This window comes from Taibaiella koreensis (genome assembly GCF_003545715.1).
GTDB classification, from domain to species: domain Bacteria; phylum Bacteroidota; class Bacteroidia; order Chitinophagales; family Chitinophagaceae; genus Taibaiella; species Taibaiella koreensis.
Genome location: NZ_QVNU01000005.1, coordinates 1 through 11944 on the forward strand (window position 1 = coordinate 1; position 11944 = coordinate 11944).

Consider the following 11944-nt stretch of genomic DNA (forward strand, 5'->3'; position numbering starts at 1 on the left):
AGGTTACGGCAAAGTAGGTCTCTACGCTGATCTTAAGGTTGTCCTGGTTGGCCAGCACCAGCGTGAGCCGCCGTAGCTCGGGCAGGTTCAGTGGCGGCGGGGTAAACCGGGGATGGAAGCCGCCCACCGACAGCAGGAAGGCCGGCTTGTCGCCCCAGTACAGCCGTAGCGCCATATCCCCGAACAGGCCGAAGGTCAGGATCTGGGAGTCGTACAACGAGGCGTCGAACGACAGGTATTTGTTGGTAAAGTCGATAATGCCCAGGAAGTTCACCTGGATCTTCACGATGGCATTGTCCTTGCTCGGCAGCAGGGCTTTAATTACGCCCAGGATTGCCAGCCGGATGGGTTCTGGGAATTCCACAATAATCCCCAGCTCGATGGTGAGCAAAGTAGGCGTACCCCAGCCGATCTTGGCCATGGGGCCCATCAGGAACTGTCCCTTTTGTACCGGGAAGGCCTGGCCTATGTTACTGATAATGGTTTTGGCATTGCTGATAATGTCCTGCGGGAACAGGATATAATCCAGGGTATTATCGCGGATGCCGGTACGCAGCACATCGGGGTTCATCGTGCGGTGTAATCCCAGGATACCGCCCAGCCCATTGAGCGTAAAGCCCATGCCCAACGGAATAGGACCAAAATCGACGGTAAGGATCACCAGCAGTGAATAACCGCTCTGCCCGGCCGGAAGCTTGGTCGTGAGGATACCGATGGCATTGATACCGATCTTTTCCTTGAACGAGAGACTTAAGGCGCCCAGGTATTCGCCATCGCCGATATACAGGTAGCCGCCGCCGCTGATCACATTGCTCTTGATCTGCACACCCACGCCTTGCGGCCCAATGAAATCAAGATCTACTTTGAAGGGACCGATATTGCCGCCGGTGGGGGCGCTCTTTACCTGGATGCTCGCCCCAAACCCATCGACGCTGCCCAACAAGGGACCTACAGAAAAGCTGACGCCCTGCAGCAGCGCGTCGAAGTTCATGCCGGTATTACCAGGCTCTGTGGTCACCACCAATTTCAGGTTGTCTACTTTGAACAACCCGCTCCCGATGTCGACATGCAACGGAAAAATAGCGGTGATACCACTATTGTTATCGCCTTCGATTACCGCACCGCTGGCCCATTCGATGTGGAAATCATATTCCAGCGTGGCGCCATCGGAGGTGAACAGGAAATGATCGATATCGAATTGCTTGGGGAAGATCTTGGTGAGCAGGGGCAGCTCGCGCTTCATAGTGAAATGCGCAGCAAATCCGATACGCCATACCGTATCTATACGGCCCAACTCGAGGCCGTTCAGCGTGATCAGCAGGTTATCGTTGTTGATCACCGGCAGCCCGCTGGTAGAAGGTACCATCACTTTGATCAAAAAGCCATCTTCGATCGTGATCTCGATATTGAGCGGATTGTATTGGAAGGAAGGAATGGTAAGGGTGCCGTGAACACTGCTGCCGGTAACACTGCCTTCGAAGAAGGTGATGTCGAAAGAGACCAGCTCAATGGTAAGACCATTGACAAAGGTATATTGCAGGTTACCATTGCCTTCGATCCCTATAATGCCGGAAAAACCGGTCTCACTATCGATCACGATATTCCGCCCTGTAATAGCCGGATTGCCGCTGTTGCCCTCGAAGATGGAAGGCAGACCTATCTCCACCTCATCAATGGAAATCACATTATGGTACGCCGACGTTGCGCCTTCCCCTTCCCTGCGGACCATACGATAACGGGCATTTTCAAAATGGATGGTCAACGGTGTATTGCCGATCTGAGCTTTGTCATGAGGTGGCCTGAAGTTGAGCTGGATATTGTCGTCAAAGCCTATCCGGCCCTCTCTTGAGTCGAAATAGACCTGGCCGGCATCGAAGATCAGCATGGTCTTTATGTTCTCATCTTCTTCCACCTCATAGCCGCCGCTGCCATCGGGCTTCATGGGCAGCAATACGGAGCGGGGTATCTCCAACCCCAGGCTGAGCGCCACGGAAGCATAGAGGTAGGGAACAATCAGCTTCTTTACCTCTGATTCCAGGTCGGCATGCAGAAAAGAGTCGAAAAGGCCGGTGATGGAACCCCAGAAAGCCTCCAGGTCGGCGGTAAGGCCCAGTAGATAATCTTCGAAAATGATCTGGCGCAGCGACAGGCCGTTGGTTTCTAATGCTGTAATGATGGCGACCATTGCCGTTTCAGGATCGGGATCCAGCGGTAGCGGGATGCCTGCGCCCTGTGTATTGGCCTGGGTGGCAAAGGTTGTCAGAGGATCGGCGCCCCCGATCAGATTGGTTGCCAGCGTGCCCAGCAATTCCGTACCGTTGATGTTGAATATCTTCAGCACCAGGTTAAAGATGTTTTGCGGCGTAAAGCTGAACGAACCGGGATCGAACAGGTTGACATACTTTAATATCCCCAGGGAAAAATAAAACTGCAGGGGCAATATGGAAAGCGGCGAGCCCGGCGCCGGATCGGGATTGAACACCAGACGAAAGCCGCCGGTGCCCGGTATGTCCACGCCGGCGCTCTGTCCCAGCAGCAGCTCGATCTCCAGGCTGAAGGAGGCGCCGTCGGCGCTCCTGATGAGAATGAGGTTCTGGTAGTAAATGTTTGCCAAAACAGACGACAAGCCGTCGCCAAGAAAACGCAGGCTTTCGGGAAAATCATTTGCGGTGATAAGGTCGCCCAGGCTGGCATAAGTCTGGTATTGTGCCATAATCCATAGTTTTATTCGGTTCTTGTTATTGGTACTTCTGCCTGCGGCCCCTTCTTCCGGTGATTACGGCCTGCCTTTTTCTTCGGTCAGCAATATTCCCTTGTTATCGTAAACCCTCCAGGCGATAAGTTTATTTTGCTGCAGCAATATTTCAAATGTCCCGGCAGTAAAGCGATAGATGATCCATCCGGCCTTCTTCCCCACGCCCTGCTCTTCCCCGAAGGTCCCTGGTGTACGATACGTTACCTGTGCTTTCGATCGTTTACCCCGGCTGTATTCCTCTTCTCTCACCATTACCCCTTCCAGCCAGTAGCTGCGCCGGGTAACCGCTCCGCTTTTATCAAAATTTTCGCCCAGCAACATCTGGTCATCTTTGTAATAAGCCCGCCCTTTCATCTTCTTATCAGGGGCAAACACTTTAAGCACGCCGTTCCTGCGCCCGTTTTTATAAGTCGTCGTCTCAACATCAATCCCATAAAACCGGGTCCACAGGCCCGTTTTTTTCCCTTTGCTGATCGTTCCTTTCAGCTCCAGGGTATCGTTCCTGTATATCTCGTATCGCCCGTCCGGTATGGTTTCCCTCAACTCGTAGCTGAACCCGTATTTAGCGCCCATATCTTCCCGGTGCGTCATGCGGACATATTGACTATCAGACGGTCGTACCAGTGTCAGCGGCTCGTTTCCGGCCTTGCTCCTGTCAAATGCCAGCCGGATAATCGTTTGGGCCTGGGTACAATAACCCTGCACTGCCAGCAGCAGCGTAAGCAGCACCGTGAGGCGCCTTCTACTGCTATTGTGGCACACCGGTAACGCCATTATTGATGGTATTTTTGACAATGGTCAGCATCGTAAAGGTCTTGGCCCCGCTAAAATCTTCATTGCTTACTTCCTGCAGCATGGCGATATGAAAATGCCCTGTAGGCAAGGTATTCCGCTTCTCTTTACGCAGCCTGGCCACTCGGTAGAATATCTCGTTGGACAAATAGTTGCTCCCGGAACCGGCTTCCATCTTCCGGCCTGCTTCCGGCGCCTGGCCCGGAACGGATCCGTCCCGCTCCTCGCCGAATGTATACGCATACTTCCAGTAATAGGCTGCCGGCGGCAGCTCAAAGGCGGGCGGCAATGTAGTAATGATCCATTCCAGGTTCGGATCGGAGATGGGGATCGCACGGCTGTACTGCAGCCTGGTGAAGCCCTGGTTATCCGACGAGCCGCCACGGGTTACGGTGGCATACTTATCGATGTTGTATTCGTTCGGCAACGACTGGCTCACGGTAATGATCGCCTGCACCTTATCGATCCAGGGTCCTATATACCGTTCAACAATACCCAGTCCCGAACCTTCCCGGGGATCGGAGCTGCCGTCGAAATCTTCGTAGCGTACCGGTGCGATAACGGTCTGTATATATGCCTGCCCGTTCGCCGTGGTGGTACCATGCAGGTTCAGCGCTACACAGCCCGAAGGATTGCTCTGCCTCCGGTTGTTGTCCAGCTGGAACGGATCGAAGCCGGTCACCAATATCTTCTTTTTACCGGCGGCCGCTGTAAAGTCAACACCAAGATAGTTACGGCTGGACTCTTCAAACTGCAGCAGCAGGCGCTTCACCAGCTTATCTTCCGGCAGGTAGCCGAAGCCCTGCATCTTCTCCTTGAACTTAACGCTCATTTTGATCCGTGCCCAGTAGAAAGGGCGATCGTCCAGGTCTTCGTGACCGGAGCCCGCATCAGCTTTTGACTTGGCCACTGCCGTATCAAACAAAGCCTTGCCCTGCGTTTTTACCAGGTTCAATGCATTGGTATACAGATTGGCGTCGTCGGCCAGAGGAGTCAGACCATTTTCAAAAGCCGTCACGACCGTTTTCATCGCTACGCTCATGGCTTTGGGCAGATCAAGGAAATACTCCTCCAGGCTCTTGCCACCGGTCTTACGGCTTACGCTCATATTTTCCTCGTAGTTGCGCTGGTAAGGTCCCACCACGATGTCGTTCAGCGTCTTGAATTCTTTGCTGCTCCAACATAGCTTGTCGGTGCTGTACACATAGATCGCAGTGGCCGGGGCGACGGTTTCCTCATGCCCGTTCTTCCCTTTGCCGGTGATCACCAGGCGGCATTTGTAGTAGGTGGTAAAATTCTTGTCTACATCTGTTCCCCCGCCATAATCCCTTTCAGGGACCAGGCTGATATAGCGACGGGTGCCGGGGGCAAAATTGGCGTGGGTGAGGGCCGCGAGTGTTGTATACTGGTCATTTTTAAGGCAAAGCAGGAAGGTGCGGTAACCGTAAGCGGTCCTGATATCCGGCGCGTTGATATAGCCTACCCTGAAGGTTGCCGGCTGCGTAACGCCCACGCCTGCCAACCTGCTGCTGCCGATATTCAGGCCTTTGGCCTTAAACGGCATATTGCTGAACAGCCCCAGGTTTTTCAGGCCGCTGCTGAGCGGGTAGGCAACCTTACCGCTATCCATGGTCTCAATATCCTTACCTTCTGCATACAGGATAATATCGTCGGTGTTCTGCACATAGCTCACCGTAACCGTATACCCGAAGGGCGTCTCCGTGCCCGGTACGGTACCCGATACATATCCGTTCTGCGACAGGTTCCCGGGCTTCTGATCATTGTTGGTCTTCGCCGGAAGCGGGCCAAAGCAATCTTTCAAAGTAAATGCCATAATGTTTTCAATGGTTTAGTCGCATACTGTTGCCGGTAGCTTAAAAAGGAAATACCGGATATATCCGAAGCGGTTAACGATACACCATACGCGTTCTTCATCGGAAACCTGGCGTATGGTCTTATCATAAAAATTATCTACCACGCAGCCCTCAGCAGTAACCGGGTAAGGCAGCTTTAGTTTACTATCCAGGAAGGCCCGGAACCGCGATAGAAAAGCCACCGTGCGGTCGTTGCTATCGCAGCCTGCATAGGAGATCCGGCTAATGACCGGCTGCTGCAGCGGCGCTACGGCATAGCTGATGCCACGCACACAGCGCAGCTGCCCGCAATCTTCCGGATATTGCTCCCCGAAACGCGCCACATACAGCTTCAGGGTATCGTTCCAGACATCTGTATTGGCCGGTGTAAGGCGGATCAGCGGTGGTTGTTTTGCCGCTATACCGTCAAAGGAAGTACGCTCATTTATCCGTATGCTCGTCCTGCCCTCCCTGCAAAGCGCCGGCGCCACGGCCTGCTCCAGGAAATGCTTCAGCACAGCAGCAACGGTATCCGAGAGGTGCTTGTCTTTTCCCTGTCGCTGTACGGTTACCGTCATTGCTCCGTTGCGCCCGCCATAAGCGATCACAAAGCCGAAGCTCCGCCGCTGCATCAGCGCCAGTTGTTCCTTTCCGAAAAAACGGACAATACCTTCCTTTAACGCCTCCCGGTTTTGTTGCGCACACTGCTCTGCCGCCCGGCTTACGACAGCCGGCGATGCCATGCACCACAGCAGCAGGCTATTCTTTGTAAGCCTGCTCAATACCGTAAGGATTCTGCTCATTTTTCACTTTATAGGTCGTATGCTCTGTATTCTGAAATGCTATACTGAAGGCATCGGCTTCCTGCCGGTACTTGATCCTGAAATTATCCGATTGAATATCGGACAACTCGGGTATAGGTGAGTAAGTAAGGTTCATAAAATCATACATATCATGAACAGCCGTCGGCACACCGCCGATGCCCTGCCCCACCTGCAGCAGCACGATGCAATTGAATACCTTGGCTTCGAACTCCAGGTTGACCAGTTTATCTTTTTCATACACCGTTTCCAATACCAGGTTCTGGTAGGCATGGAAGAACTCCTCGATCACGGCATAGTCGTCTATGCTTTCGTCCCTGTATTCGATGTCGCCGCCATTAAGCCCCGGGCGGAACAAGCCTTCTGAGTTGATCGCGGGATTTACGCTGACGGGGAACTGCTGCATACGGTCCAGCTTGCTCATTACCGCATCGAACAGCGGACTGCCGCTGCGCAAAGCTTGTATCCGGCTGATGAGACCGGCGGGCAGCGCCGTCAGATCGATACCCACCTGTTGCTTGTAATAATAATTGAGCCGGATATAGCAGGGCACATTGGCCTTGCTGCCGCCGGTGGCAACATTTGGAAAGCTCAGGCGCAGCTCGCGCATCCAATTGGCATCGGCCGGATCCTTTAATTCGGCGGCATGCAGAAAAGCGCTTTCTTTCGCCCCATCCAGCAGCGACGGGACCGGGATATGCAGCAAAGGCTGCTTGTCCGACGCCATGGTGCGCAAGCGCAGCCGCAACGTATTGGAAGCACCTGCGGCACTTTGTGCAGCCGTATACCAGGTCAGCGGCCAGGATTGGGTATCATAAGATGCTTCGGTCAAAGGATCGGTAGTTCCTTGTGCTACTTTGATCACGCCTGCCGGCGGGTTGGCGAAGTTGCCATCGTAATTGTAGCTGTTGCCATTATCGTCCCTCAGGTCAAGGTATACCCTGTTCAGGTTAAGGTTGAAGCGGCTCAGGATATTGTTGTACAGGTTGGCCCCCGTCTCTTTTACGGGCCCGCCACCCTGCCGCCGGGAAACGCCCTGGTCGTAGAAAAGTCCGTAGAAAGCTGCCGGGTCTATAAAATAGTGTATGTCTTCCCTGGCAGGTTTCTTATCGCCGGCTGGCAGGCTGCCCACATCAATCACCGTATCGCCCTGTCTCAGGAAAGCCAGGTCGTTAAAAGCATGGGCCTGGCTCAGCACGATCTCGAAGCCGCCACCATTGGCAAAGTTCCCTATCCACTCTCCTTCAAGCAGCTGATAGACCTTCAGTGTTTCCCGGTTGTCGAAAATATCGTTCAGCAGGGTGTTGCCCGCCAGGTTGCCGAAACCGATCGCTTCGGGTGTAGGCATTGGTTTTGCCGGTGGGTTGGCGCTGTTGCCGGCATTGAAGCGGGTAACGAAGCGGGTTAGCAGCTCTGTACCAGCTCCTGCATTAATGGTCTCGCTCCCAGGGCTACCACTGAGAAAGCTGCCTTTGTTCAGCCCCCGGTATATAAAATACTGCACTTTCAGCGACCCGAAGAAGACGTCAAAATTGGGCTTCAGGGCCAGGTTGACCCTGGTGGCATCTGTCGCCTGCTGCTGGACAATAAAATTACCCCGGAGCACGCCATAGGCCTTATTGGCGCTGCCAAACTGGAACTTTGACGTGATCCGGAACTGGTCGGTAGTCAGGGGACCAAAGCCATCGGTTTGGATAACGGTAGTATCCGTATCGGTAAAGAAATGCATAGTGATTGGTGGTAAGATTAAAAACGCCTGCCTGCCTCCGGGATCATCGGGATATTTCCTTTATACGGCGCTACCGGATTCAGCTGCCTGGTAAAGTTCTCGAATACTCCTGTTACCACATTCAGGAAAAAGCCAGCAATCTTCCAGGCTTTTACCTGTTAAATCTCCCGTAAGGCTTACTGTCCACCAGCCTTCTCTTAAAGACCATTTGCGGCAGAGAATCCATAAAAAGGGTAAAAGGGACGACGGGCAAAAACGCTCGCAATAAAATCCCAGTCTTCGGGAACATATTTCAAGCATTTTTTCGTTACCAAATAATAACACCAGGATACCCATGCCCCAAACCCGGAAATAAAGCCGCACCTGCGGGAAACAAATATTGGCCCAATACGAAACACAGAAAAACATCATAAATTATAGAAAACAACCAATAGTTTATTCCGTTTGTAATTTTTTAAATAAAGTCTTATTTTCATAGAACCCAAACCCTAAAACACCATGAAGATCAATAATGAGAATAGCCCTGTCCTTGTGGCTTATGCCGAGGATCATGTGGCTGTGCGCAAAGGCATTACCTCCTACCTGCATTACCTGGGCGATGTAAACATCATTATCGAAGCCAGCAACGGTAAAGAGCTGATCACCAAGCTTGAAAAAAGCGATCGGTGGCCCGATATCTGCCTGCTGGATATCAAGATGCCCGAAATGAACGGCTTTGAAACAGTATCGGTGATCAAAAAGAAGTGGCCCGATATGAAAATGCTGATCCTGAGCACTTTCAGTGAAGAATTATATGTCGTGAGGATGATACGCGCCGGTGTTAACGGCTATCTTTCCAAATCCTGCGAACCCACGGAGATCAAGAAAGCGCTGATCGCCATCAGGGACAAAGGCATTTATTATTCCGATCTTTTCCTTCAAAAAATGACGATCGCAGCACAGGAGCACAAGCTGAAGACTGCGCAGCTTACCGAAAAGGAGCTGTGCTTTTTAAAGCATTGCTGCAGCGACCTTACTTATATCGGTATTGCAAAGCTGATGAAATGTACGCCAAAAAGTGTGGAAGGCTACCGGGACAGCTTGTTCAGGAAGCTGCGGGTAAGCAGCAGGGTAAGCCTGGCTTTGTTTGCCGTACAGCTGGGCATTATATTGATCGACAACGGACCGGCCAGGTAGGCGTTTCCGGTATAGCCACAACATCCAATCAGGCCAATCCTAGTAGGTAACAAAGCCAACAGTAAAGCGGACCATCTACCGGCCCGCTTTACTTCATCCTGCTGTAAAGTCTGCCATCAATTACCTGCGATCCTTTTCATAGGGAAAGTCTCTTTACGCGCATTGCCCTTAGCCTTGCCCGATATCTCCGCGATAAGTGCATCCTTACCTGTCTTCCGGTAAGTAATGACCTGCGGAAAATCGTGCTCCGGGTTTTCGAACACCAGTGCTTCACCCTCCGTGTTGATCATCCGAAACTTTACCGGCTTCCCTTCATTCTGGTCCTTTACGACCGGAATATAATACCATTCCCGGTCTTCGCGACATAGCCTTATAGTCTCCAGGACCATCGTATCTTTTCCATGGAGCACATAGCTTCTCCCGGCCAGGGTGCTGTCGTTGAGCCGCAGCCATTCCTCAAAAAGACTTCCCCTGCTGGTCTTGCTTTCCCAGGTACCGGTTAGCCAGGATACTTTTGCCATCGGGTCGGGTTTACCGGGCAGCCAGCTGCTGCAGAGTAGCAGCGCGGCGATACCGGAACAAAGGGTGAGTTGTCGCTTCATATGCATATAGGTGATTTTACAGCACAAATGTATCGTACGCACTGACTGCAGAATTGTACAAATGCGACGGACGCTATTGCTGCCCCTGGAATAACCGGGACAATTCCAGGCGACCATTATAGAACTGTTTCGGCGTATAGCCGGTAAACGCCTTAAAATCGCGGATAAAATGCGCCTGGTCGTAATAATCCCGGTCATAAGCCAGGTGGGTGAGGTTGCTACCCTGTCCTCTAAGCAATAATTGTAGCGCGGCCTGCAGCCTTATGATCCTGGATAGCTGCTTGGGGCTAAGGCCGACAGCAGCGGCAAACCTGCGCTCAAGGCTGCGCCTGCTGATGTCCAGGTTCCGGGCCAGCGCGCCAACAGGCATGCTGCCATCCAGCTCCAGGATCGTGCTTGCTGTGGCCCTAACGATCCGGTCAATAGTGGCCGGGTCGGCAATATGCTGTCTCAGGAATTGCTCCACCAGTCCTATCCTTGCTGCTGCGGTGCCTGCCGCCAGCACAGAACCGGCCAGTAATGATCCCTCCTTTCCGAAAAGTGCGTCCAATGCTACGGCCTTATCTTCGAGCGCCTGCACCGGCTGTGTGCAAAAGGGCATGAACCCGTCGGGCTGAAAACGGACAGCGAAGATTCCCGTCTTACCGCTTGGTTCAATGGTCAAAGGCGCTGTGAGCTGTCCAAAGACAAAGCAGCGCGGCTGCAGGAAGCTATCGCCTGCGGCCGTGTACTGACGATACAGGTCGCCGTAATGAAAGATCATCTCCATGCAGCCATCGGGCACGATAACCTGCTGCTGCGGTTGTTCCTGCTGTTCTGCTTCCAGGGTCCAGCAACATTTGATAAAGCCGGCAAGATCGCCGGAGGGTAAATAGGTTGTATAATGCATAGCCGATGCCACTAATAAAGGCAAGTTAAAACATCCGGGCCATACCGTTGCGGCACTACCATTTTTAACCTAAACCCTATATTTGAATGAAATAAACCTGCTATCGCTTCTGCCATGCGCCGACGTATCTATTTTATCCTGCTTTTCATCCTGCTTGCCGGCATTATTGCCACCGGTATTGTCCTGCACCTTGACGGCCGTTACTGGATATGGAGCATCGCGGGTCTGGTGCTGTATATCTGGTGCAAAGATGTGTTTACCGGCAGCTCCTGGTTTCCGCGCAAGACGCCGGCGCCGGTCCGGAATCCCGGCATAACGGAAGAAGCTTACCAGCTACAGATGAGCAACTATCCTGTGGTTCCCGGCGCCGAAAAGGAGGGCTACCAGGCGCTCACCCGGCTTTGCGTTGCGGAGGCACGGCAAGCGGAGCTGCTGACTTTCTTTGAACAACTGAAGGATTTTTCCCGGGACGAAGATTATGGCGCCACCCTGAACTATGTACAGGAATACCTCGACGATCATCAGATCCATTTTATCATGGGGCTCGACTGGCGGGCAGCCGTCGAAGACCTGGAATGGCGTGTCAGCGCGGCCCTCAACGACAACTTCGGGATACAGCTTTCCCTTCCCCGGCCTGAAGATTATCCGCCACGGACCTCCGTTTCTTACGATGGTGTTTTCAGCGACTACGATGCGCCGCTACGTGCGGCCGGCTTCCAGATCGGGCTCATCAATACCGGCTCCGATGAATACATAGTGCTGATCCATCGCATAGGAGATAAGGAAGCTGTGGCCAGGGCTGTAGGACAGACCGGCTATCCCTATATGGAAATAATACCGCTGCGCTGAGCAGGATAGCGCGTCTCCCCTTATCGAGCTGCCTGAGTCCAATTCCCGCCCCGGTTTCATAAAATGAAAAGCGCTTAATCAATATTTCAGCAGGGAATATCGCTTGGTGAAATATTTCGCGCCAAATCTTTGCGCTCTTTGCGTACAGCTTTGCGACCTTTGCGGTTAACCACCTGCGGCCAGATTTTTTTGTTCGAGCTTAATACTTACCTTTTACTAAAGGTGATCTGTACTTCGCCTTGGTACTTGTTTCATTTATTACCGTTTGCCTCGATGAACATTTGTCTCTTTCTCTAAACCTAGATTTCATATGATTACAAAGGCGGGAGTCTGAACAATATTTTCAACAATATTAAAGTCCGCTGTATCGATTATCATTGCCAATCTCATACTCAACCGGCGATATTTACTTACAGCAATTTGCACAAATGCAAAAAGGTACCCAGCCAATAGCGGATACCTTTTTTTATTACTGGCA

At 52.4% G+C, this 11944-nt stretch carries 9 protein-coding genes; 2 read left to right on the plus strand and 7 right to left on the minus strand.

Annotation, left to right across the window (positions count from 1 at the left end):
- From DZK30_RS16455 to DZK30_RS16475, 5 genes are all read right to left on the minus strand, one after another.
- Positions 1 to 2713, minus strand: a 2713-nt coding sequence (locus DZK30_RS16455; RefSeq protein WP_205529473.1) for a DUF6603 domain-containing protein, incomplete at its 3' end; no start/stop codon positions are given.
- 63 nt (positions 2714 to 2776) lie between these two features.
- Positions 2777 to 3529 (minus strand): toxin-antitoxin system YwqK family antitoxin, encoded by a 753-nt coding sequence (locus DZK30_RS16460; protein ID WP_118975271.1) that lies wholly within the window; start codon positions 3527 to 3529, stop codon positions 2777 to 2779.
- Positions 3504 to 5381 (minus strand): C15 family peptidase, encoded by a 1878-nt coding sequence (locus tag DZK30_RS16465; protein WP_118975272.1) that lies wholly within the window; start codon positions 5379 to 5381, stop codon positions 3504 to 3506. Before DZK30_RS16465 ends, DZK30_RS16460 begins: the two co-directional genes overlap by 26 nt.
- A gap of 15 nt (positions 5382 to 5396) precedes the next feature.
- Positions 5397 to 6203 (minus strand): hypothetical protein, encoded by an 807-nt coding sequence (locus tag DZK30_RS16470; RefSeq protein ID WP_118975273.1) that lies wholly within the window; start codon positions 6201 to 6203, stop codon positions 5397 to 5399.
- Entirely contained in the window at positions 6160 to 7950 is a 1791-nt protein-coding gene (locus DZK30_RS16475) for a hypothetical protein (RefSeq protein ID WP_118975274.1), read from the minus strand. Before DZK30_RS16475 ends, DZK30_RS16470 begins: the two co-directional genes overlap by 44 nt.
- 498 nt (positions 7951 to 8448) lie before the next feature.
- On the opposite strand from DZK30_RS16475, the gene DZK30_RS16480 reads away from it, so the two are divergent.
- A complete protein-coding gene (locus DZK30_RS16480) occupies positions 8449 to 9126 on the plus strand; it encodes a response regulator transcription factor (RefSeq protein WP_118975275.1) in 678 nt (225 codons plus the stop codon).
- A gap of 116 nt (positions 9127 to 9242) precedes the next feature.
- On the opposite strand, the gene DZK30_RS16485 is transcribed toward DZK30_RS16480, so the two are convergent.
- Together DZK30_RS16485 and DZK30_RS16490 are read right to left on the minus strand one after the other, a co-directional pair.
- Entirely contained in the window at positions 9243 to 9728 is a 486-nt protein-coding gene (locus DZK30_RS16485) for a DUF6265 family protein (RefSeq protein ID WP_162903156.1), read from the minus strand.
- A gap of 73 nt (positions 9729 to 9801) precedes the next feature.
- On the minus strand, positions 9802 to 10617 hold the full coding sequence (locus DZK30_RS16490; RefSeq protein ID WP_118975277.1) for a helix-turn-helix domain-containing protein: 816 nt from the start codon (positions 10615 to 10617) through the stop codon (positions 9802 to 9804).
- A 114-nt stretch (positions 10618 to 10731) separates the two neighbouring features.
- On the opposite strand from DZK30_RS16490, the gene DZK30_RS16495 reads away from it, so the two are divergent.
- Positions 10732 to 11466, plus strand: a complete 735-nt coding sequence (locus DZK30_RS16495) for a DUF6630 family protein (RefSeq protein ID WP_118975278.1) — start codon at positions 10732 to 10734, stop codon at positions 11464 to 11466.
- Positions 11467 to 11944 lie beyond the last annotated feature (478 nt).